The sequence below is a fragment of the Agrococcus carbonis genome (assembly GCF_900104705.1).
Classification (GTDB): Bacteria; Actinomycetota; Actinomycetes; order Actinomycetales; family Microbacteriaceae; genus Agrococcus; species Agrococcus carbonis.
On sequence record NZ_LT629734.1, the window covers coordinates 1,306,386 to 1,328,037 of the forward strand.

Here is a 21,652-nt window from a genome sequence, read left to right on the forward strand (position 1 = left end):
CGCGGGCGCGCGCGTGCGGCCCGGGCGCGGCAGGGCGCTCGGGTCGCGGAAGGCGGCCCCTAGAGCAGCACGGCGAGGCGCTCGGCCGCGCCCCGCAGGGCCTCGACGACGTGCGCCTGCTCGCGCTCGCGCATCCGGAACGTCGGGCCGGAGACCCACGTCGAGTAGGGCACCTCGTCGTCGATGCGCACCGGCACCGCGATCGCGGTGAGCCCCGGCTCGAGCTCGTCGCTCGACACGGCGTAGCCGCGCTCGAGCACCTCGTCGAGCATCGCGTCGAACGCCGCCGCGTCCTTGATCGCGAGCGGGCGGCCGCTCGCGGCGTCCTCCTCGAAGAGCTCGCGCGCCTTGTCGCGGTCGCCGTAGGCGAGCATGACGCGGCCGGTCGAGGTGCGCACGGCGCTCAGCCGCCGCGGCACCGCACGCGGCGTGTGGCCGATCTGGTGCGGGCCCGAGAACTCGCGCAGCACGAGCGCCGCCTGCTGGTCGAGCCGGTCGAGCCCCGCGGCCTCCTCGACCTCGGCGGCGACGCCCCGCAGCACGTCGTCGACGAGCGCCGACCGGCGCGCGGCCGTGTGCTGCGAGGAGACGAGCATGAAGAGGCCGAGCGAGAGGCTGAAGTGGCGCGTCACCGGGTCCGAGACGAGCCACCCCTCGTCCTCGAGCGCCGTCAGGATGCGGAAGCACGTGGCCTTCGAGAACCCGGTGTCGCGCGCGACCTCCGAGAGCCCGACGCCGTCCGGGTGCGTCGCGACGGAGCGCACGATGTGCACCGTCTTCTGCACGAGTCCTGCATCTTTGCGCTCGTTCATCACCGCTCCATCATGCAGCAGCCGACTGCGGGGCAGCCGACGCGGCGGCCGACGCGGCGCCCGTCGAGGGCGCGAGCGCCCGCGCGACGGCCTCGATCGTGCCGAGCTTGTTCGCCCCGAGCGGGTTGAGCACCGTCACCCGCACGCCCGCCGCGTGGTACTCCTCGAGCTTGGCCACGACATCCGCCGTCGAGCCCGCCGCGCACACCGCGTGCACGGCCTCGTCGGAGACGAACTGCATCGCCCGCTCGATGTCCTCGGGCGTCGCCGGCCAGCCCGCGACCTGCTGGATCTGCTCGACCACCTCGGGCGCGACGCCCGCGTGCTCGGCGATGTGGGGCTGCTGCATGAGGTACATCGTGAGGAAGTTCTTGCACGCGTCGATCGCGCGGCGCGGATCCTCGTCGTCGACCGCGCACGCGATGGCCTGCGTGATGTCGACGCCGGTGACGCCGTCGGTGCGCTTCGCGATGCCCTTGTCGAGCTGCCGCTTGGCGAAGTCGACGTACGAGACCGGCAGCAGGAAGTCGAGGTAGACGCCGTCCATGATCTCGCCCGAGAGCTCGAGCATGCGGGGGCCCACGGCGCCGGCGTAGATCGGGATGTCGACGGCGACGTTCTCGGCGTACATGCGGTCGAAGCGCACGCCGTCCATCTGCACGAACTCGCCGTCGACCGTCACCTCCTCGTTGCGGAAGAAGCGCTGCAGCACGTCGACGTACTCGCGCATCGCAGTGACGGGCTTCTTGAGCGGCGTGCCGACCTTCGAGGCGAGGGGCTCCCACCACGCGCCGATGCCGCAGATGATGCGGCCGGGCGCGATCTCGTCGAGCGTCTTGAAGCTCACCGCCATGAGCGCGGCGTTGCGCGACTTGTTGTTGACGACGCCCGAGCCGATGCGCACCGTCTCGGTGCGGTCGGCGAGCAGCGCCATGATCGAGATCGCGTCGCGCGTGAGCCGTCCCTCCGCGACCCACAGCGAGTCGAAGCCGTAGCGCTCGGCGAGGTCGGCCGCGGCCATGGTCTCGTCGAGGGTGAAGCGCTCACCCAGGTGGATGCCGAGCTGCAGGGTCATGGTGCCTCCGTCGGATGGATGGTGGATCGGGACTGGTAGGTGCCGGTGCCGGCGAGCGCGGCGACGTCGCCGACCGGTTCGCCGTGCTCGGCGACGAGGGTGCCGCGGCGCCACACCTGGCGCGGGGTGCCGTGCACCTCGAGGCCCTCGTAGACGCTGTAGTCGCTGCGGCTGTGCAGCTCGCTCGCGCGCAGCACGCGGGTCGCGGCCGGATCCCACACGACGATGTCGGCGTCCTTGCCGGGCGCGAGCGAGCCCTTGCGGTCGAGGCCGAAGCGGCGGGCCGGCTCGGTCGCGACGAGGTCGACGAAGCGCGTGAGCGGGAAGCGGCCGCCGCGCACGCCGAGCTCGTGCATGACCATGAGCCGCTCCTCGACGCCCGGCACGCCGTTCGGCACGCGCGTGAAGTCGTCGTGCACGACCTTCTGCGGCGGCAGGTCGTCGGTCTGCGTCAGCCGGAACGCCGCGTGGTCGGTGCCGATCGTCTGCAGCACGCCCTGCTCGATGCCGCGCCAGATCGCCTCCTGGTTCGCGGCCTCGCGGATGGGCGGCGAGCACACGTAGCCGGCCGCGAGCGCGCCGGTCACCTCCGGCGCGTCGGCCGCGGCGGCGACGTACTGCGGGCACGTCTCGGCGCCCACCCGCACGCCCTCGTCGCGCAGCCGCACGAGCGTCTCGACGGCCTCGGCGGCCGAGACGTGCACGACGAAGAGCTCGCTGCCGGCCTGCTGCGCGAGCGCGGCGGCGCGGCCGATCGCCTCCGCCTCGGCGGCGCCCGGGTGGCCGTGCACGTGGTGGGTGGGGTCGACGCGACCCTCGGCCACGAGGCGGGCGATCGCATCCGCCACCATGTGGCCGTTCTCGGCGTGCACCATCGGCAGCGCGCCCACCTCGGCGGCGGCTCGGAAGCCGGCGAGCAGCACGTCGTCGCCCACCATCGAGCCGGGGTAGGCCATGAAGAACTTCCAGCTCGTCGCGCCCTCCTCGGTCGCGAGCCGCTGCAGCTGCGCGATCGCGTCGGCGTCGCTCGCCGCGGCGGTCGCCATCGGGTGCAGCCCGAAGTCGGTCGCGATCGAGGCGGATGCGCGGTCGCGGCGCGCGAGGAAGGCGTCGCGGATGCCCGTGCCGGCCGGGGCGCGCACGAAGTCGACGACCGTCGTCGTGCCGCCGCACAGCGCCGCGATCGACCCGGAGGTGAAGTCGTCGGCCGTGCGGGTGGCGCCCGAGGCGACCATGTGCTCGAAGTGGGTGTGCGTGTCGATGCCGCCGGGCAGCAGCGCGCATCCGGTCACGTCGACCACGTACGCGTCGGTCGCGCCGAGCATCCGCTCGAGATCGAGGCCCACGGCGACGATGCGCTCGCCGTCGACGAGCACGTCGGCGCGGGTCTGCTCGGTCGACGTGACGACCGTGCCGCCGCGGAAGAGGGTGCGCGTCATGCGGGCACCGCGGCCCCGGTGCGCGCACCCGGCAGCGGCGCACGCTCGCCGATCCGCGCCGGCACGACCGGCGTGAAGATCGTCTTGTAGTGGAAGTAGCGCGTGAGCGCCTCGGCGCCGAGCTCGAACCCGACGCCCGAGGCCTTGCGGCCGTTCATCGGTGCGCCGAAGTCGAAGTTGGCGATGTTCCAGCCGACCGTGCCGGTCTGCAGTCGGCGGGCCACCTCGATGCCGACCTGCTCGTCGGCGGTGAAGACGCCGCCCGAGAGCCCGTACTCGGAGTCGTTGACGAGCCGGATGCCCTCCTCGACGTCGCCCGAGTAGCGCGTGACCGAGACCGCCGGCCCGAAGAGCTCCTCGCGGAAGACCGTCATCTCGGGCGTGACGTCGCCGTGCACGGTCGGCTGCACGAAGAAGCCGTCGCGCGAGTCGCTGCCGCCGCCGATGATCGTGCGGGCGCCCTCGCGGGCCGCGATGCCGTAGTAGCGCTCGATCGACGCCTTGTGGCCCGCGCTCGAGACGGGGCCGATCACGGTGGAGGCGTCGCGGCTGTCGCCGACGGTCCAGCCGCCCACCTCGGCGCGGATCGCCTCGAGCACGTCGTCGTAGAGCGCGTCGGGCACGATGATGCGCGAGTTGTTGGTGCAGGCCTGGCCGTTGTTCGAGAACGACAGGTCGTGCAGCTCGGCGATGAACGTCTCGATCGGGGCGTCCTCGAGCAGCAGCGCCGCCGACTTGCCGCCGAGCTCGAGCGAGACCTCCTTGAGCTGCTCGCCCGCGATGCGGCCGATGCGACGGCCGACCTCGGTCGAGCCGGTGAAGGCGACCTTGTCGATGCCCGGATGCGCGACCAGGTGATCGCCCGTCGCGCGGTCGCAGGGCACGAAGTTGAGCACGCCGGCGGGCACGCCCGCCTCGTCGGCGGCCTCGGCGATCAGGAACGAGTCGAGCGCGGTGACCGACGCGGGCTTGATGACCGCGGTGCAGCCCGCGGCGATCGCGGGGCCGATCTTGAAGAAGAGCGTCGAGAGCGGGAAGTTCCAGGGCGCGATCATCGCGACCACGCCGATCGGCTCGCGGCGCACGAGCGAGTGCCCGCGGCCGGCGGGGCGCAGATCCTCGATCTCTGTGCGCTCGAGCACATCGGCGTAGAAGCGCAGCAGCCCCGTGGCGGCGTCGGCGTTCGAGAACGTCGCGCGCTCGAGCGGGGTGCCGACCTCGGCGGCGATCAGCGCGCCGATCGCGTCGCGGCGGCGCTCGATCGCGTCGGCGAAGCGCCGCATGATCGCGATGCGCTCGGCCGGCGTCGAGCCGCCCCACCCCGCCTGGTCGTCGAGGGCGCGCCTGGCGGCGGTCACGGCCCGGTCGATGTCGGCCGGGCCGCCGACCGGGTAGCTGCCGATCGGCTGGCCGGTGTTCGCGTCGACGGTCGTGCCGCGCGCGTCGGTGCTCGGCTCGCGCCAGGCGCCGTCGATGTAGAGCTTCGTGGTCTCCATGGTCATGCCTCGCTTCCGTCGGCGCGCCCGTCGGCGGCACCCTCGTGCGCGACGACGCCGCGCAGGTTCTTGCCGGTGCGCAGATCCTCGAACCCGCGGTTGATGTCGGCGAGCGCGTACTGCTGCGAGACGAGCTCGTCGAGCTTCAGCAGCCCGCGCGCGTAGAGGTCGAGGATGAGCGGGATGTCGTGGCGCGGGTTCGACGAGCCGAAGATCGTGCCGCGGATGGTCTGGTCGTTGAAGATCAGCTGCGTGCCGGGCAGGTGGATGTTCTTCGCCATCACGTCCTGCGACATGCCCGCGAGCACGAGCGTGCCGCCCTTGCCGAGCGCCGAGTAGGCGGCGGTCACGACGCCCTCGGTCGTGTTGCCGGTCGCGACGATCACGACGTCGGCGCCCTTCGCGACGGGATGGACCTCCGCCAGGTGGGCCACCGCATCCGCCATCGACTCGAAGGTCGAGGTCGCGCCGAAGACGCGCGCGGCCTCGAGCTTCGCCGGGTTGCTGTCGACGACGACGACGTCGCGGGCGCCGGCGATGCGCGCGCCCTGCACGGCGTTGACGCCCACGCCGCCCGCGCCGAGCACGAGCACGACGTCGCCGACGCCGACCTTTCCGGCGTGCACGGCCGCGCCGAAGCCCGTGAGCACGCCGCAGCTCGCGACCGCGACCGCCGAGAGCGGCACGTCCTTGCTCACCTTGACGAGCGTGTGGGCGCGCACGACCGAGAACCTCGCGAACGTGCCGAGGCCGCAGTTGGCGGGCACGGCCTCGCCGTCGATCGAGAACCGGTGGTCGCTCTCGGCGACGTTGTCGGGGTTGTTGGCCGCCTGCTCGCACAGGTTCGAGCGGCCGGTGACGCACCAGTCGCACGCGCCGCAGGTCGAGACGAAGACCGCGGCGACGTGATCGCCGGGCTCGAGGCCCGTGACGCCCGCGCCGACCTCGCGCACGATGCCGGCGCCCTCGTGGCCGCCGACCACCGGGATGGCGCCCAGCCCGCCCTCGCGGGTGTGCTCGTCCGAGAAGCACAGGCCCGCGTGGGTGAACTCGACGAGCACCTCGCCGGCCTGCGGCGGCGCGAGCTCGATCTCGCGCACCGTCCAGTCCTGGCCGGCCTCGAGCACGACGGCTGCTTCGGTCTTCATGCGTTCGCCTCCTGCGGCGTCTCGGGGGCGGATGCGGCGGCCTGCGCGGCGTTGGCGCGGTCGGCGGCGTCGCGGCGGTGGGAGTCGGCGGGTGCGAAGCGCGCGAGCGCCCAGTGCACGAGCAGGCCGGTGCCGAACGCGACGAGCCAGTTGTAGTCGTAGAGCCCGCGCAGCGCCGGGATGAGGCCCTCCTCGGGGAACGGCACCCCGCCGGCGGAGTGGGCGCCGCCGATCGAGAGCACCAGCGCGACGCCCATCGCGGCGAGCGCGCGCCAGTTGAGGCCGTGGCGGTACCAATACCGCCCGGCGGGCGAGTAGAGCTCGGCGACCACGAGCGTGCGGCGGCGGATGAGCCAGTACTCGGCGACGAGGATGCCGGCGACCGAGCCGAGGAAGGTGCCGGTGATGCCGAGCCACACGAAGATGTAGAGGTCGGAGCTCGCGAGCAGGTTCCACGGCTGCATGAGGATGGCGATGACGCCGGTGATGAGGCCGCCGACCTTGAACGAGACGAGGCGCGGGAAGGCGTTCGAGAAGTCGTACGCAGGCCCGACGGTGTTGGCGGCGACGTTGACGGCGACGGTCGCGACGATGATGCAGAGCATCGCGAAGAGCACCGCGATCGTGTTGGGGATGAGGCCGACGAGCTCGACCGGGTCCCAGATCGCCTCGCCCCACACGGCGACGGTCGCCGAGGTCGTGAGCGCGCCCATCGTCGTGAAGAGCGCGACCGTCGGGGTGAGCGCGGAGGCCTGCCCGACCATCTGCGCCTTCTGCGACTTCGCGAAGCGCGTGAAGTCCGAGATGTTGACCGACATCGTCGCGTAGAAGGCGATCATGCCCATGAGCGCGCCGGGGAAGATGGCCCAGAACTCCGGCCCCCAGCCGAGCGACGACGGCTCGCTCGCGATCGGGCCGAGGCCGCCCGCGAGCCCCACGACCCACGCCATGAGGAAGCCGGCGACGACGAGGATGAGCGGCGCCGCCCAGTTCTCGAGTCGGCGGATCGACTCGATGCCGCGCAGCACGAGCGCCATCTGGATGAGCCAGAAGATGCCGAACGAGAGCCACAGCGTCCACGCGTGGCCGCCGACGGCGGGTGCGTCGCGCCAGCCCTCGCCGAGCATGACCGACATGAGCGTGTAGATCGCCTGGCCGCCGACCCAGGTCTGGATGCCGAACCAGCCGCAGGCCGAGATCGCGCGGATGAGCGCCGGCACGTTGGCGCCGCGGAGGCCGAAGGCGGCGCGGGCGAAGACCGGGAACGGGATGCCGTACTTCGTCCCCGCGTGGCTGTTGAGCAGCAGCGGGATCGTGACGATGAGGTTGCCGAGGGCGATCGTGCCGACCGCCTGCATCCAGTTCATCCCGAGGTCGATCAGCCCCGAGGCGAGGTAGTAGGTGGGGATGCCGTGGGCGATGCTCATCCAGAGCGCCGCGTAGTTGTAGGTGTGCCAGGTGCGCTTTGCCTTGGGCACGGGCTTCAGATCCTCGTTGCTGTACGCGCTCTGCTCGATCTCGAGCTCAGCGGCGAGCCCGGGATCGGCGGCGGCGTCGGTGCTGCGCTGCACGTCGACGGCGTTGCTCATGGTCGAGACCTTCCTCGGTCGGTTCCGGCGCCGGGCATGCGGCCGCAGCGCCATCGCTTTGGGGGAGGCTCCGAGCGGTGGCTCGCGCACCTCAGTTCATCTAGTGAACCATCGGTTCACTTAGGATGCAAGGTGACGGGCGGCGGGATCGCACCACCCGCTCCTCATCGTCGTGCATCCTCCATGCCGGTGGCGTACGCATCCGCCCGCCGGTCGCCGAGGGGCCGGTTGAAGGGGTCGGCGAGGCGCGACTCGCGCGTGCCGAGCGGGTCGATGTCGGCCCAGATGAGATCGACGCCGTCGGTGCCGGGGCGCGTCAGCGGCCAGCCGAACGGGTCGACGATGATGCTCGCGCCGATGAACGTGGTGCCGCGCTCGGTGCCGACGCGGCTCGCCGAGGCGACGTAGCACTGGTTGGCCTGCGCCCCCGCCATCGTGACGATGTGGGCCGAGGGCGGCAGGTGCTCGGGCTGGCGGGGGTTCGGCACCCAGTCGCTCGGCGCGAGCACGAGGTCGGCGCCCTGCAGGCCGAGCGAGCGGAAGCTCTCGGGGATCCAGGCGTCGTAGCAGATGAGCATGCCGACGCGGCCGAAGGGGGTCTCGACCACGGGGAAGCCGCGATCGCCCGGGGTGAAGGCGTCGTGCTCGGTGTTCCAGAGGTGCACCTTGCGGTAGACCGATTCGACGCCGTCGGGCGAGACGAGCGCGGAGGAGTTGTAGATGCGGCCGTCGTCGCCGAGCTCGGCGAAGCCGCCGCACACCCACAGGTCCCGCTCGCGCGCCTCGGCGTGCCAGGCGCGGATCGTCTCGCCGTCGAGGCCCTGCGCCGCGGGCCGGGCCTCCGCCTCGTCGGCGAAGGCCCAGCCGCTCGACGCGCATTCGGGCAGCACCACGACATCCGCCCCCGCGTCAGCGGCGGTTCGGATCGCGTCGACGGAGGCCGCGGTGCTCGCCGCGATGTCGCCGAGCACCGGATCGGTCTGCGCGCACGCGACGCGGATGGCGGATGTCGTGGTGCGCATGGCTAGCGGCCTCCCTCGACCAGCTCGACCTCGGCGCGCTGCCAGTCTGCGCCCATGATGTCGTAGCCGGCCTCCTCGACGATCGCGAGCGCCGCTTCGGTCAGGTCGGTACGGTAGCCGCCCTCGGGCTCGGCCTCGAGCATCTCGCCGTCGATCGCGAACTGCATCGACTGCTGCCAGCTTGCCTCGTCGAGGCGGCCGATGCCGTTCGTCGAGGGCCAGATGAGCGCGTTGATCTCGTTCATCATCCACTGCTGGTGGCTCGTGCCGAGGGCGCTGCCCTGCTGCAGCACCGTCTGCACGCACGCGTCTGCGTCGTCGCGGCAGTCGGCCCAGCCCATGTAGGTCGCGGCGAGGAAGCGGGTCGCGATGTCCTCGTTGCCCTCTTCCGCGAGCCACGAGTCGCGCGCGTAGAGGCTGTCCTCGAGCACCGAGTAGCCCTCGGCCTGGAGGTCGATGATCGAGAAGTCCTCGCGCTGGTAGAGCTCGCCCGTGTCGGGGTTGACGGTCTCGAGCAGCTGCGCGAGCTCGTTGTAGCCCTTGGCCTGCACCGAGTCGACCTCGCGGTTCAGCAGCATCGACATGTCGAACGGCTGCTGCAGGATCTCGATGTCGGTCGTCGGCTCGATGCCGCGGTCGCGGAGCGCGCCGTAGAGCACGAGCTCGTTGCCGCCGCCCCACGAGCCCATGCGCGTGCCCGCGAGATCCTCGAGCGACTCGATCCCCGAATCCGCCCACGCGACCTGGAGGTAGCCGCCGCGCTCGAAGACCTGGCCGATGTTGACGATGTCGGCGCCCTGCTCGCGCGTGAGCATGCTCTTGACCACGTGGCTGACGGCGAACTCGGCGTTGCCCGAGGCCACGACCTGCTGCGGCACGACGTTGGTGCCGCCCTCCTGGATCGTGACGTCGAGGCACTGGTCGGCGTAGTGGCCGTTCGCGTCGGCGGCGTAGTAGCCGGCGAACTGGGCCTGCGCGACCCACTGGAGCACGACGGTGACGCTGTCGACGCTCGCGCAGTCGCCGTTGGCGGTCGGCTCGGCCGCGGGCTGCGCCTCGGCGCCCATGCCCGAGCACGCGGTGAGCGCGAGGGCCGCTGCCGCGAGCAGCGAGAGGCTGCGGGCGGCGCGCTTGTGCTGGTTCTTCATCGGGGTGAACCTCCTCAGGTTCGATTCATGGCGTGATGCCAGGGCATGGCGACGCGCTCGAGCAGCAGCACGAACGCGTAGACGGCGAGGCCGAGCAGGCTCGCGGCGGCGACGGCCGCCCAGGTCTGCTCGAACCGCGAGAGGGCTGCGGTGTTGGCGATGAGCACGCCGAGCGCGTTGGCGGTACCGCCGAAGTACTCGGCGACGATGATGCCGATCACCGAGAGCGTCGCGCCGATCTTCAGCCCGTCGAAGAGCGACGGCAGGGCGCCGGGGATCCGCACGAAGAGCATCAGCTGCAGCGACGAGGCCGAGAGCGACTGCATGAGCTCGCGGTGCAGCGGGTCGACGCGCAGCAGGCCGCGCGTGGTGTTGACCATGACGGGGAAGAACACCATGATCGCCGCGACCGCGATCTTCGACATCAGGTTGGAAGCGCCGAACCACTGGTTGAAGATCGGCGCGAGCGCCACGACCGGCGCGCAGCTGAGGATGGCGACGAGCACGAGGATCGTGTTGGCCGCGCGCTCGAAGAGGCTCACGACGAAGGCGGCGACCACGCCGGTGACCGAGCCGAGCGCCATGCCGCCGAGCACGGCGGCGGTCGTCACCTGCGCCGCCGAGAGGATGGTCGCGAGGTTCGCCCCGATCGCCTCGCCGATCGCCGAGGGCGCCGGCAGCAGGTACGCCTGCACGTTCAGGGCCCGCACGAGCCCCTCCCACAGCACGAGCGCGAGCACGCCGACGACGATGGGCGGCAGCGCCTGCGACAGCAGCGCCTTCCCGCTCGGCCGGACGCCGGCGCGCTTGGGCAGCGCGATCGCGGTCGTGGCGGTCACGCGGCGCTCCGCGACTCGTCGAGCACGCTGTGCAGCGCCTCGCGCACCTTCGCCTCCTCGGCGAAGTACTGCTCGCTCACGCGCGTCTCGTCGTTGCGGTAGCGCGGCAGGTCGATGTGCAGGCGCTCGGCGATGCGGCCGGGCCGCGGCGACATCACGATCACGTCGGTCGAGAGGAACGCGGCCTCCGAGACCGAGTGCGTGACGAAGACGACGGTCGTGCCGGTCTCCTGGTAGATGCCGAGCAGGTGCCGCTGCATGTGCTCGCGCGTCATCTCGTCGAGGGCGCCGAGCGGCTCGTCCATCAGCAGCACGCGCGGCTGGAACGAGAGCGCGCGGGCGATCGCGACGCGCTGCTGCATGCCGCCGGAGAGCTGGCGCGGGCGGTGGTGCTCGAACTGCTCGAGCTTGACGAGCTGCAGCATCTCGCGGGCCTTCGCGCGGCGCTCCTCGCGGCCGACGTTCTGCACCTGCAGCGGCAGCTCGATGTTGCGCCGCACCGTGCGCCAGTCCATGAGGCCCGCCTGCTGGAAGACCATCCCGTAGTCGCGCGCCTTGCGGGCGGCCGAGGCGCTCTTGCCGTGCACCTCGACGACGCCCTCGCTCGGGTCGATGAGGTCGCCGATCACGCGCAGCAGCGTGCTCTTGCCGCAGCCGGAGGGGCCGATGAGCGAGACGAACGAGCCGGGCTGGATGTCGAGGTCGATGTCCTGCAGCGCGTGCACGGGGCCGCTCGCGGTGTCGAAGGTCTTGCTGACGCCGCGCAGCGAGATGGCGGGGGCCTGGGTGGGCGCGTCGGCCCGGTCGGTGATGGTCATTGGGTCCTCCTGCGAAGCACGAGCGATTCGGCGATGGCGATGATCTGGACGAAGACGACGCCCGCGAGCGACGCGATGAGCACGGCGGCGAAGAGCTTCTCCGGGCCGGTCGAGTAGAAGTAGGCGGCCGAGAGGATGGCGCGGCCGATGCCGAGCCCCGTGCCGGCCGAGAGCTCGCCCACGATCGCGCCGATCACGCTCGCGATCGCCGCGAGCCGCAGGCCGCTGAACAGCGACGGGATGGCCGAGGGGATGCGCACCCAGACGAGGGTCTGGAAGCGCGAGGCGTTGAGGGAGCGCATGAGCTCGATGTGGATCGGGTCGGCCGAGTTCAGGCCGCGCAGCGTGTTGACGGTGACGGGGAAGAACGACAGGTAGGCCGAGATGATCGTGACCGCGATCCAGCTCGGCAGGCCCAGCCCGCCGACCCAGATGACGATGATCGGCGCGAGCGCCACGAGCGGGATCGTCTGCGAGACGACGAGCCACGGCATCACCCCGCGCGAGACGATCGGCAGCTCGCGCAGCCCGATCGCGAGCAGCACGCCGAGGGCGCTGCCGAGCACGAGGCCGTAGGCGGCCTCCCGCAGCGTCACGCTCGTCTCGACGAGCAGGTAGGCGAGCAGCGTCTGGTCGGTCGCGGTCGACGCCGGCGCGCCGAGCGCGCCGAATATCGTCCACAGGTGCGGCATCGCCATGTCGTTCGAGGCGATCGGCAGCGGCACATCGGTGAACGGGATCATGCCCCCGGTCGCGGCGCCGAGCAGCTTGTAGCCCTCCCAGAGCGCAGCGGCCGCGACCACGAGGCCGATCGTGATGACGGCGTACTGCCAGGCGCTCGAGCGCTGCTTGCGGCGCGGTGGCGGCACCGCGCTCGGCGCTGGGTCGGCGGCAGTCCGCCTCCCGGCCAACGTCGTCGTCGACATAAGACCTCCGGTTCACTCACTGGACCCTAGGTTCGGTAGATGACATGCTAAGCCTCGCAGGCGGAGATGTCGACGACATTTCTCCGTCGTTACGGAACAGAGATCACCGCCCGGTCGAGGAGGCCACGGATGCGTTACGGATACAAGGCGAGCGCCGAGCAGTTCGCGCCCGCAGAGCTGCTCGAGCTCGTCGTCGAGGCGGAGCGCCACGGCTTCGACTCGGCCTTCATCTCCGACCACCTGCAGCCCTGGCGCCACGAGGGCGGCCACGCCCCGAACGCGCTGACGTGGCTCGGCATGGCCGCCGAGCGCACGAAGCGCATCGTGCTCGGCACGAGCGTGCTCACCCCGACCCTCCGCTACCACCCGGCCGTGATCGCGCAGGCATTCGGCACGCTCGGCCAGGTGCACCCGGGCCGCTTCATCCTCGGCGTCGGCACCGGCGAGGCGCTCAACGAGCAGGCGATCGGCGTGCACTACCCCGAGCTGCCCGAGCGCTTCGCGCGGCTGCGCGAGGCGGTGCGCCTCATGCGGGCGCTGTGGGACGGCGAGCGGGTCGACTTCGAGGGCGACTACTACTCGCTGCACGGCGCGACCATCTATGACCGGCCGGCCGAGCGCATCCCCGTCTACATCGCCGGCGGCGGCCCGGCCACCACGAAGTACGCGGGCCGCGTGGGCGAGGGCCACATCTGCACCTCGGGCAAGGGGGATGCGTACTACACCGAGACGATCGTGCCCAACCTCGAGGAGGGCATCGCCGCCGGCGGCCGCGACGACGCCGACGTCGACCGCATGATCGAGATCAAGGTCTCCTACGACCGCGACCCCGAGCTCGCGCTCGAGAACACGCGCTTCTGGGCAGCGCTCTCGCTCACGCCCGACCAGAAGCAGAACATCCACGACCCCGCCGAGATGCAGCGCCTCGCCGACGCCCTGCCGATCGAGCAGGTCGCGAAGCGCTGGATCGTCTCATCGGATGCGGAGGAGACCGCCGCCGCCATCAAGCACTACATCGACCTCGGCTTCCGCCACCTCGTCTTCCACGGCCCCGGACACGACCAGCGCCGCTTCCTGACGCAGTTCGCCGAGGATGTGATGCCGCTGCTTCCGCGAGACTGACAGCCAGCGCGCCAGCGCGCTATGTGCGTCGCGGCAATAGGCCGGGCCTGCAGGAACCGAGCCCGCCAATGCCCGGTTATGACATCAGCTGCAGCGCCCGTCGAGCCGCGGCTGTTCTTGCGCCGGTCACCGTCGGCTACGCGATCGCGAGAAGATGAAATCGTGAGTGGGGATCAACAGTTGCGGCTGGCTTCTTCGGCGGCTCGGGCGGCCGGACGCGAACTCGCGCGGGACGCGACGATTCAAGACCTGGTGCCGGCGGACTACGAGTTGGCGCTGAAACTGCTGCGGGAGCGACCTTCCGCGCGGTGGGGTGCCCGTCGCGAATTGTTGGAGCTGGCAGATCTCTTCACCTCCTACTTGCCGACTGCAGTTCACTTGACAGTGATGCCGAGACCGGAGGATCTTCTCGCTGACCTCGCGGCCGGCATGATGGAGGGACGCCGACTCGCGAGGTCTACTGGCGTCTTCGAGCACTTCTCGTCCCACTGGAGGGAGAGCGCGCTAGCGGCGCCGAGCCGCAGGTGGTCACTCGCAGACTCCGCAGCGCAGACGGCGCGACAAGAGATTCGTGAGACCGGGTCCTTATCAGGGAACAGCCTCGCGTTGCTGACCCACATGGCGGTAGAGGTCGGGCGGCTCTCGGCACCGCTCGCGCCCGCGAGCGACGCAGGCAATTTTGGGATCCGCTCGCGCGAATCAGCACCGGCCGTGGACGCACTCACCGCCCTCGTACAGCCCGGCGTCGCGCGCGAACCACTCGTACGATTCGACGAGCGTGCGCATCAATATGTGGAAGTATCCGCGGAGCAGTTGGCAAGTGAGGCCTCTCGGGCAATCAGAAGTTCCTTTGCATTTGAAGTCAGGGCGTTCTTTCGACTATTCCGCCCGGCTTTAAGCGAGCGCGATCGAGCAGCTTCGTCGCAGGCTAGGGCTCGGCTCGCGGAACTTAGCCGAACCGCGCTTCATGGCCATTACGACTCGCTCGCCGGCGTGGTGGCGGAGCGCTCGCGCACCAGGACCAGATACGAAGGACGGGGTGACGCCCCGCCTCCTCAGCCACAAAAGTATGGGGTAACCGCGACGGGAGCCGAGCACTGGGTGCGCGACGCGGCGCATTGGCTCGGCGCCCGCAACGCGCGCGTTACGCCTGGGACCGGCGATGGCGGCGTTGATGTTCTTACGGATCGGTTCGCCATCTCCGTTAAACACTATGCCGGGTATGTTCCTGTCGAAGAGGTGAGAGAAATCTTCGCCGTTGCGGTCGCGCAGAGAAGATCCGCGATGCTGTGGACGAGCGGGAAAGTCACGAAAGCGGGCCTGGAGTTTGCTCGTGTTGCACCCGTTCACGTGGTGCACTACGACGTCGCGACTGCTGAAATCACGCCCATCACGGATGAGGCGGACGAGGTGCTTCGGTCGGGATTGGACTGATTGCGCCGCGCATGCGCCCGCGCAAGGGGATAAGGCGGCGCGTGCGCCGTGGCGCGACGCCTGATGCATGCCGACACGGTAGCGACGCCGCGCGATGGTATCCACGAAGTGCCATTGACTCGATTGGCGCGAACCCTTGCAGGAGAGCACCCGCGCGGACTGGCCGGTCCCGGCTAGTCCCCAGCGGTCGGGGCTGCCGGTCGAGCGCCATCGCCTTGAGCTCGACGCACCACCCCTGCGATGATGACGGCCACCTTTCGCGGGTCCTCGTGCTCCCAGAATCGGAGGACCGTCCACCCATCGCTCTCCAAGATCGCCGACGTGTCAGCATCGCGTTCGCGATTGCGGGCGATCTTCAGTCTCCAGTAGTCAGCGTTGGCCTTCGGCGGCACGAAGTGCTTCGCGCAGCCGTGCCAGAAGCAACCATCGATGAAGACGGCCACCTTGCGGCGCGTGAACACGATGTCCGCCCGCCGCTATCGCTGTGAGGCCAGCGGGGCGAGGTCCACGCGGAAACGCAACCCGGACGCGTGCAGTACTCGCCGGACGCGGAGCTCCGGATTCGTGTCTCGACGGGTGTTCGCACGCATGACGGACGCGACGCCCGGGCTCGACGCCCACCCGCCTCGCTGCGTCCACTTGGGGCGCAGCACCGTCTCTAGTTCGTCGCCTAGTTCACTCATAGCTTTCCACAGCTTCGGCGAGCTGGCCAGCTCTCGTCAGTGGCCGAAGGTACATTCGATCTATGCCCTCCTTCAGGTTCGTCGACCTCTTCGCCGGCATCGGCGGCTTCCACGCGACGCTCGGCGCTGTGAACGGCGGATCGCTCGCCATGGCATCGGAGATCGACGCCCATGCCGCCGCGATCTACGCCCAGAACTGGGACCAGGCACCTCAGGGTGACATCATCCCACTCACGGAGGACGTGATGGCGGTGCCCCACCACGACGTCCTGAGCGCGGGCTTCCCATGTCAGCCGTTCTCCAAATCCGGGTTCCAACGCGGGATCAACGAGGCACGCGGGACACTCTTCTTCAACATCCTGCGCATCTTGCAAGAGCGCAAGCCCGCCGTCGTCATGCTTGAGAACGTGCGCAACCTGGCGGGCCCGCGGCACCGCGAGACTTGGGCGACCATCGTTCGTCTGATGCAGGAAGCCGGGTACAAGGTCTCCACTCAGCCGACGGTCTTTTCTCCTCACTTCTTGCCGCCAGAGCTCGGTGGACGCCCGCAGATCCGCGACCGGGTCTTCATCATGGCGACATACGTCGGCGATCCGGATCGCGCTCGAAAGCTGTCCCCGAGCGAGCCACTAGTGCCGCGCGCAGCTGTGGGCAACTGGAACCCGGATGATTGGGACATCTTCAAGACGCCGATCGGCCCCGAGCAGCGCCCGCTCGTGCAGCCGGATCACGAAGTGGAGCGGGTCGAGGACTACCGGCTATCCGAGGCCGACTCGTATGTCATCGACGTCTGGGCTGACTTCGTCGAGCGGCTTCGACGGAAGGGCGTGTCGAAGCTCCCAGGATTTCCCATCTGGGCGGACGAGTTCGCACACCTGGATGCGCTGGAGATCGACGAGGGCACACCCGCGTGGAAGGCCGACTTCCTACGTAAGAACGCCACGTTCTATACCGAACATCACGATGTCATCGATGCGTGGCTGCACGCCCACGGCAACCTGCGGGAACTACCCGCCTCTCGACGCAAACTGGAGTGGCAGGCGCAATCGACAGAAGATCTGCGCGAGACCGTCATGCACCTTCGCCCCTCAGGCCTGCGCGCCAAGCGTCCGACCTACCTGCCCGCGCTCGTCGCAATCACGCAGACCTCGATCCTCGGCTCCCGAGGACGCCGGATCTCGCCACGCGAAGCCGCTCGCCTTCAAGGGCTACCGGACTGGTTCGGCTTCGATGGCCAGCGAGACGCGCTCACGTACAAGCAACTCGGCAACGGAGTAAACGTTGGCGCCGCGAACTTCATGCTTCGGACGCACGTCGAGCGGGATGCGAAGTTGATCGAGGAGACGTCACCCGCTGCGCTGGACGCGATCTTGTCCGCGCCGCTGAATCCCGATGAGGCGCTCGGCGAGCCGACCCGTCTGACTCGGGCAGCGTAGGTCGCAAGGTTCGACGCCCGTCGAAGGCGGATCCTCCGCCGCTTGCCGCGCAAGAAGTGCCTCACACCGCCGCCCAGTGCTCTCAGAATCGACATCGAGTGGCGAGGTAGTGGTTCGAGATCCGCCCCTTCGGTGATCAGCGCAGGATGCAGCGGACACCGGAGGCGTCTTTGTCCTCCGTCGAAGATTCGAACGCGCGCGCCACTCCACCGACATCGGCGAGGTGGCATCCGGTCGCCCTCGCACGGCTCCCCCGCCAGCAGCGGCTGACCGCTGGAACCCGCGGCGGCTCGGCGAAGCGTCGATTGTCACGTCGTCCGGTCGCGCTCCTATTGTTGCCAGGACATCCGCTTGTCGACGTCAGTCAGCAGGACGCGGGTCAGTCATTCCTTCGCGCGCTGGGCATCGACCCACGCTGCGCGCCGGCGCGCGTTGAGCTAGGCGGCCGCGGAGAAGTCAGGCCCACCCGCCAACCCAGTTGAAGCGCGACCCATCGCCGCGGCCTCCGTAGTAGAAATTGGCGTTGAGCGCTGACGCAGCAGCTCGGATTCGTTCCGCCGCGGCTGAGCGCTCACCACTCGACAGTTTGCTGGAACCACCGAAACGAACCATGCCTGCACCGCGTGCTGTGATCTGCACCCACGAGCTTAAGTTGGCCACGCCACCTCGCAACGGGTCTCGCCACCCGGTAAGTTCGCCGAGCCATTGCAGCGCGGTTCCTAGTATGTCGGGCGTGGACCCCAACAGGTTCCACTTGTCGTCGAGCCACGGGGCGGTGCCCGACGCCGCACGCTCTCTGTCGAGACGGTGGACCGCGTCTATGAAATCGTGTGGTCGCATGCGATCCACCATCGAGAAGACCTGCTCAGTCAGACTGCCGGGTCCCACCGCACCGGCGAGGACCGGCCACCAAACCCGAGCGTTGTCCGAATACCTTGTGTAGGTCAGAATGCCGTCGTCACAATTCGCAACCAACCATGGTAAGTATGTGCGGTCGTAGAACCGCGGAGCGTTGCCCGAAACCTCGAGCATCGCCAACAAGAACTGTGCCGTACCGAGCGGATATTTGTATCGAGCCGAATCTGCGCGATCTGACTCTTCGTACCCGCCCTGAGTCGCAGCCCATAGCGAAGGGACCGCGAGCAATCTCTCGCGGCTCGCAGCATCCACCACGCCGTCCCAGTGCTGGTAGGCGTCTCGTATCTCTGTCACTTGGGGCTTTTTCGACCCCCACCGCACAACGTGATTGCTCAGACTGTCGAAGCGGGTCGAAAATAGGTCGATCATCATCAGGTCGGACGGCGTTCTCTCGCGGAAATCGGGATGCACCAGCCAGGCCTGCGACCTCAGAGAGAAGGCTACAATCTCGAACTCCGGGGCTACAGAAGTCAACATTGCGGCCGACACTAGCCCGTCAATATCCGCGCTGACAGCCAACTGACGCGGCTGACGGAGCAGCGCAGCCAGTCGTGACGCGGCCGAGTTCGGGAGGGCGCTGATTTCGCTTCCGAGCGCGTCGATGGCGATCCGGCGACGGGCTTGAGCGGTCGATTGAGCACCTGTCATGTTACGGACATTAGCTCTTCGCGCCACGCGCGACGGTGAGACGGGGCGCCCACACGCCGACCGGCTGTCGGGCCGCTCGCGCAGACCAGTTTCGCCACACCCAGCCAGGAACACCACTGACGCTCATCGCTGGCGCCTATCGTGGGGACTAGGCGCCTGGCGCCGGCGCCCGCGTCGAGTTGCACTGGACGCCGACGCAGCCGTAGCGGAGGGCCCGCACGGCCAAGAAGAAATCCGTTGTGCCCGGATAGGACACGCCGGTCCTCAGAGGCCGGCCAACTGGTTCACCAAGGCGTGAAGTTGGGCATCGGTGATCTTGCCGCTTCGGTTCATCTCGATTAGCCGCTCGACCTCGGCGGCTCGCCCTGCCGTCGGCGGCTTCGCTGCCGTGAACATCGTCGCGAGCCGCGGAAACCGCTCAGGGGTTGCGATTGTCTGCGCGTAAGCGAGGAATGGGTTCTCGATTCCGCGGTTCTCGTTCGCGGGAGCCTGCAGCGGCGCCACGCACTCAGGATGATGCTGGGCATGCACGCTCACTGCCGCGAACGGCAATTCGACAGCGTCGTTCTTAGCGACAGCCCTTGCTGCAGCAGCCGGATGCAAACCGGGATCGATGAAGACGAGTCCGGGCAGATTAGGCGACAGGAAGATCGTGGGATCTCCGAATCCTCTGCCGCTGCCCCCTAACCCGTTGGAGATCCGGAAAGCTCCGCTCTTCCGAGCCGTCTGGGCTTTGACGCTCCACAAGCCGCGCGCCGCGTCCTGCAGATCCATCAAATCGAAGCCGCGCACGGAGTGGCCGCCGGGTATCGTGAGCACACCCAGAGCCCACGCCGCCGCCGCCACCAGCCACTCGATGGCGCCGCCTACAATGAAGCGATTGCCTGGATCGCTCGGATTCACGCGGTCAACGTTGAGCCGCATCGCGGCTTCGAGTTCGCCTCTCAGCGAACTATCGCGTGCCAGTCCGTCGCGGAAGCGATCGAAATCAATCGAACCTGAGGTCTGCGACGGCGTTTGAGTTACGCGGGCGCGCTTGAGGACCATGTTTGCAGCATAACGTGAGGCGACCTCATCTCACGCATGCGCCACGAGTGGCTTTAAGGCGCCCGAAGTCGTTGTGGCATTCGTCCGCAGACTTAGCCCACCGCCCGAGACGCAAGAGCAGAGCGGAGTCTCGCCGGCCGGCGCGCCCGCCCAGGAAGCGTCTCATTACGTCACATCCCGCCGCGCTATCAGACAGCGTGAGACCATGGAAGGCGACCCACCGCATCCGCCCACCAAGGCACGGGGAGCCGCATGATCTCGATCGAGCACGTCAGCCGCCGCTTCGGCGACGGCCCCGACGCCGTCGTCGCGCTCGACGACGTGAGCATCGAGGTGGCGAAGGGGCAGATCTTCGGCGTCGTCGGGCAGTCGGGCGCCGGCAAGTCCACCCTCCTCAGAACCGTCAACGCGCTCGAGCGGCCCGACTCGGGCCGCGTGCTGGTCAACGGCACCGACGTCACCGCGCTCGAGGGCAAGGCCCTCCTCAAGGAGCGCCACCGCATCGGCATGGTGTTCCAGCACTTCAACCTCGTCGGCAACCGCTCGGTGGCCCAGAACGTCGAGTTCGCGCTCGAGGCCGTCGGCACGCCCAAAAAAGATCGCCGCCCCAAGGCGCTCGAGATGCTCGACCTCGTCGGTCTCGCCCACCGCGCCGACGACCGCCCCGGCCAGCTCTCCGGCGGCCAGCGCCAGCGCGTCGGCATCGCCCGCGCGCTCGCGAGCCAGCCTGACGTGCTGCTGAGCGACGAGGCGACGAGCGCGCTCGACCCCGAGACCACCCGCTCGATCCTCGAGCTCATCCAGCGGCTCAGCCGCGAGCTCGGCCTCACCGTCCTCCTCATCACGCACGAGATGGAGGTGGTGAAGCGCATCTGCGACGCCGCCGCGCTCATGGAGCACGGCCGCATCATCGAGCAGGGCTCGCTCGACGAGCTCATCCGCACGCCCGGCTCGAAGGTCGCCGCCGAGCTCTTCCCCGTCGGCGAGGCCCACTACATCCCCGGCCACCGCGTCATCGACATCACCTACACGGCCCTCAGCGCCGACCGCCCGGTGATCGCGCAGCTCGTGCGCGACTTCGGGCTCGAGGTCTCGATCCTCGGCGCGGCGCTCGAGACCATCAACGGCCACCAGGCCGGCCGCACCCGCCTCGCCGTGCCCGGCGACGCATCCGTGGGCCTCAAGGTGATCGACGCGCTCACCGCGCAGGGCGTGACCGCCTGGGAGGTGCACCCGTGATCGACGTCAACGCGCCCGACTTCTGGGCCAAGCTCATCGAGGTGCTGCTCGAGGGCACGTGGGAGACGCTCTACATGACGGGCGTCGCGATGGCCATCACGTTCCTCGTGGGCCTGCCGCTCGGCATCATCCTCGTCGGCACCGAGCCCGGCCGCTTCCTCGAGGCGCCGCTCGGGCAGCGCTGGCTCGGCCGCGCGATCAACGCGGTGCTCGGCTTCATCGTCAACCTGGGCCGCTCGGTGCCGTTCATCGTGCTGATGATCGCGCTCATCCCGCTCACCCGCTGGCTGCTCGGCTCGTTCATCGGCACCGGCCCCGCGATCGTGCCGCTCACGCTCGTCGCCATCCCGTTCTTCGTGCGCGTCGTCGAGATCGCGGTGCGCGAGGTCGACCCGGGCCTGTTCGAGGCGGCCGACTCGCTCGGCGCGTCGCGCTGGCTGCTCGTCAAGCGCGTGCTGCTGCCGCAGGCGTGGCCGGCGATCCTGCTCGGCACCGCCACCACCATCACCTCGATCATCAACTTCTCGGCGATGGTCGGCGTGGTCGGCGGCGGCGGCCTCGGCAACGTCGCCCTCACCTACGGCATGCAGCGCTACAGCGCCATCCACATCGTCGGCGTCGTCATCATCCTGTTCGTGCTCGTGCAGCTCATCCAGTGGGCGCTCACGCTCGCGGCCACCCGGCTCGGCGCGGTGCCCGGTCGCCGCGCCGGCAAGCGGTCGGTGGCGGATGCGCAGGCCCACCTCGATGCGGACGTCGCGGGCGGTGCCCAGGCCGCGATCGATCGCAACCCGCCGCGCGGCGCCTGACCGC

The 21,652-nt window shown here is 69.6% G+C and carries 19 protein-coding genes and 1 pseudogene; 5 read left to right on the plus strand and 15 right to left on the minus strand.

Annotated elements, in window-relative coordinates; translation table 11 throughout:
• Positions 1-59 precede the first annotated feature (59 nt).
• The 11 genes from BLT67_RS06325 to BLT67_RS06375 all read right to left on the minus strand — a co-directional run bounded on the left by BLT67_RS06325 (position 60) and on the right by BLT67_RS06375 (position 12,255).
• Positions 60-812 (minus strand): IclR family transcriptional regulator, encoded by a 753-nt coding sequence (locus tag BLT67_RS06325; RefSeq protein ID WP_157674226.1) that lies wholly within the window; start codon positions 810-812, stop codon positions 60-62.
• A 10-nt stretch (positions 813-822) separates the two neighbouring features.
• The gene (locus BLT67_RS06330) at positions 823-1,887 is read right to left on the minus strand and encodes an LLM class flavin-dependent oxidoreductase (protein ID WP_092666232.1); all 1,065 of its coding nucleotides are present in this window, start codon (positions 1,885-1,887) and stop codon (positions 823-825) included.
• The gene (gene hydA, locus BLT67_RS06335; protein WP_092666233.1) at positions 1,884-3,326 is read right to left on the minus strand and encodes a dihydropyrimidinase; all 1,443 of its coding nucleotides are present in this window, start codon (positions 3,324-3,326) and stop codon (positions 1,884-1,886) included. The genes BLT67_RS06330 and hydA overlap by 4 nt, the downstream gene beginning before the upstream one ends.
• Complete coding sequence (locus BLT67_RS06340) at positions 3,323-4,822, minus strand: aldehyde dehydrogenase family protein (protein WP_157674228.1); 1,500 nt, start codon at positions 4,820-4,822, stop codon at positions 3,323-3,325. Before BLT67_RS06340 ends, hydA begins: the two co-directional genes overlap by 4 nt.
• 2 nt (positions 4,823-4,824) lie before the next feature.
• Positions 4,825-5,970 carry a zinc-binding dehydrogenase gene (locus BLT67_RS06345; protein ID WP_092666235.1) on the minus strand — a complete coding sequence of 382 codons (1,146 nt, stop codon included), beginning with the start codon at positions 5,968-5,970 and terminating at the stop codon, positions 4,825-4,827.
• Positions 5,967-7,559, minus strand: coding sequence for an NCS1 family nucleobase:cation symporter-1 (locus BLT67_RS06350; RefSeq protein ID WP_157674230.1), 1,593 nt, complete (start codon positions 7,557-7,559; stop codon positions 5,967-5,969). Before BLT67_RS06350 ends, BLT67_RS06345 begins: the two co-directional genes overlap by 4 nt.
• Before the next feature lie 164 nt (positions 7,560-7,723).
• Positions 7,724-8,581, minus strand: a complete 858-nt coding sequence (locus tag BLT67_RS06355) for a nitrilase-related carbon-nitrogen hydrolase (protein WP_092666237.1) — start codon at positions 8,579-8,581, stop codon at positions 7,724-7,726.
• Positions 8,582-8,583: 2 nt separating this feature from the next.
• Complete coding sequence (locus BLT67_RS06360; RefSeq protein ID WP_092666238.1) at positions 8,584-9,729, minus strand: ABC transporter substrate-binding protein; 1,146 nt, start codon at positions 9,727-9,729, stop codon at positions 8,584-8,586.
• Positions 9,730-9,743: 14 nt separating this feature from the next.
• Positions 9,744-10,568: an ABC transporter permease gene (locus tag BLT67_RS06365; protein WP_092666239.1), complete on the minus strand. Its 825-nt coding sequence runs from the start codon at positions 10,566-10,568 to the stop codon at positions 9,744-9,746.
• Positions 10,565-11,386 carry an ABC transporter ATP-binding protein gene (locus BLT67_RS06370; RefSeq protein WP_092666240.1) on the minus strand — a complete coding sequence of 274 codons (822 nt, stop codon included), beginning with the start codon at positions 11,384-11,386 and terminating at the stop codon, positions 10,565-10,567. The genes BLT67_RS06365 and BLT67_RS06370 overlap by 4 nt, the downstream gene beginning before the upstream one ends.
• Positions 11,383-12,255 carry an ABC transporter permease gene (locus BLT67_RS06375; RefSeq protein WP_157674232.1) on the minus strand — a complete coding sequence of 291 codons (873 nt, stop codon included), beginning with the start codon at positions 12,253-12,255 and terminating at the stop codon, positions 11,383-11,385. The genes BLT67_RS06370 and BLT67_RS06375 overlap by 4 nt, the downstream gene beginning before the upstream one ends.
• A gap of 186 nt (positions 12,256-12,441) precedes the next feature.
• Between BLT67_RS06375 and fgd the strand changes: the two genes are divergently transcribed.
• Together fgd and BLT67_RS13385 are read left to right on the plus strand one after the other, a co-directional pair.
• Positions 12,442-13,434 (plus strand): glucose-6-phosphate dehydrogenase (coenzyme-F420), encoded by a 993-nt coding sequence (gene fgd, locus BLT67_RS06380; protein ID WP_092666242.1) that lies wholly within the window; start codon positions 12,442-12,444, stop codon positions 13,432-13,434.
• Positions 13,435-14,052: 618 nt separating this feature from the next.
• Entirely contained in the window at positions 14,053-14,868 is an 816-nt protein-coding gene (locus BLT67_RS13385) for a restriction endonuclease (RefSeq protein ID WP_157674234.1), read from the plus strand.
• A gap of 173 nt (positions 14,869-15,041) precedes the next feature.
• On the opposite strand, the gene BLT67_RS06390 is transcribed toward BLT67_RS13385, so the two are convergent.
• Complete coding sequence (locus BLT67_RS06390) at positions 15,042-15,311, minus strand: DUF559 domain-containing protein (RefSeq protein ID WP_331712170.1); 270 nt, start codon at positions 15,309-15,311, stop codon at positions 15,042-15,044.
• Positions 15,288-15,551 (minus strand): annotated as a pseudogene (locus BLT67_RS13835) (hypothetical protein); the annotation flags it as partial. The pseudogene BLT67_RS13835 and the gene BLT67_RS06390, both read right to left, overlap by 24 nt.
• Before the next feature lie 62 nt (positions 15,552-15,613).
• Here BLT67_RS13835 and dcm point away from each other — a divergent pair.
• Positions 15,614-16,987 (plus strand): DNA (cytosine-5-)-methyltransferase, encoded by a 1,374-nt coding sequence (dcm, locus tag BLT67_RS06395; RefSeq protein WP_092666244.1) that lies wholly within the window; start codon positions 15,614-15,616, stop codon positions 16,985-16,987.
• A 456-nt stretch (positions 16,988-17,443) separates the two neighbouring features.
• Here the strand turns inward: dcm and BLT67_RS13390 are convergent, their stop codons facing one another.
• Entirely contained in the window at positions 17,444-18,553 is a 1,110-nt protein-coding gene (locus tag BLT67_RS13390) for a hypothetical protein (protein WP_157674236.1), read from the minus strand.
• Positions 18,554-18,817: 264 nt separating this feature from the next.
• On the minus strand, positions 18,818-19,600 hold the full coding sequence (locus tag BLT67_RS06400; protein ID WP_092666245.1) for a hypothetical protein: 783 nt from the start codon (positions 19,598-19,600) through the stop codon (positions 18,818-18,820).
• A 252-nt stretch (positions 19,601-19,852) separates the two neighbouring features.
• Here BLT67_RS06400 and BLT67_RS06405 point away from each other — a divergent pair, with 252 nt between their 5' ends.
• Positions 19,853-20,839 carry a methionine ABC transporter ATP-binding protein gene (locus BLT67_RS06405; protein WP_092666246.1) on the plus strand — a complete coding sequence of 329 codons (987 nt, stop codon included), beginning with the start codon at positions 19,853-19,855 and terminating at the stop codon, positions 20,837-20,839.
• Positions 20,836-21,648: a methionine ABC transporter permease gene (locus tag BLT67_RS06410; RefSeq protein ID WP_092666247.1), complete on the plus strand. Its 813-nt coding sequence runs from the start codon at positions 20,836-20,838 to the stop codon at positions 21,646-21,648. The genes BLT67_RS06405 and BLT67_RS06410 overlap by 4 nt, the downstream gene beginning before the upstream one ends.
• Positions 21,649-21,652 lie beyond the last annotated feature (4 nt).

Bases quoted from the DNA above. Each gene is read 5' to 3' on its own strand.
- BLT67_RS06370 (WP_092666240.1), bottom strand. From the start codon at position 11,386: ATGACCATCACCGACCGGGCCGACGCGCCCACCCAGGCCCCCGCCATC.
- BLT67_RS06405 (WP_092666246.1), top strand. From the start codon at position 19,853: ATGATCTCGATCGAGCACGTCAGCCGCCGCTTCGGCGACGGCCCCGAC.
- BLT67_RS06350 (WP_157674230.1), bottom strand. From the start codon at position 7,559: ATGAGCAACGCCGTCGACGTGCAGCGCAGCACCGACGCCGCCGCCGAT.
- BLT67_RS06400 (WP_092666245.1), bottom strand. From the start codon at position 19,600: ATGGTCCTCAAGCGCGCCCGCGTAACTCAAACGCCGTCGCAGACCTCA.
- fgd (WP_092666242.1), top strand. From the start codon at position 12,442: ATGCGTTACGGATACAAGGCGAGCGCCGAGCAGTTCGCGCCCGCAGAG.
- hydA (WP_092666233.1), bottom strand. From the start codon at position 3,326: ATGACGCGCACCCTCTTCCGCGGCGGCACGGTCGTCACGTCGACCGAG.
- BLT67_RS06330 (WP_092666232.1), bottom strand. From the start codon at position 1,887: ATGACCCTGCAGCTCGGCATCCACCTGGGTGAGCGCTTCACCCTCGAC.
- BLT67_RS06325 (WP_157674226.1), bottom strand. From the start codon at position 812: ATGAACGAGCGCAAAGATGCAGGACTCGTGCAGAAGACGGTGCACATC.
- BLT67_RS13385 (WP_157674234.1), top strand. From the start codon at position 14,053: ATGGCGGTAGAGGTCGGGCGGCTCTCGGCACCGCTCGCGCCCGCGAGC.
- BLT67_RS06355 (WP_092666237.1), bottom strand. From the start codon at position 8,581: ATGCGCACCACGACATCCGCCATCCGCGTCGCGTGCGCGCAGACCGAT.
- BLT67_RS06345 (WP_092666235.1), bottom strand. From the start codon at position 5,970: ATGAAGACCGAAGCAGCCGTCGTGCTCGAGGCCGGCCAGGACTGGACG.
- dcm (WP_092666244.1), top strand. From the start codon at position 15,614: ATGCCCTCCTTCAGGTTCGTCGACCTCTTCGCCGGCATCGGCGGCTTC.
- BLT67_RS13390 (WP_157674236.1), bottom strand. From the start codon at position 18,553: ATGACAGGTGCTCAATCGACCGCTCAAGCCCGTCGCCGGATCGCCATC.
- BLT67_RS06340 (WP_157674228.1), bottom strand. From the start codon at position 4,822: ATGGAGACCACGAAGCTCTACATCGACGGCGCCTGGCGCGAGCCGAGC.
- BLT67_RS06360 (WP_092666238.1), bottom strand. From the start codon at position 9,729: ATGAAGAACCAGCACAAGCGCGCCGCCCGCAGCCTCTCGCTGCTCGCG.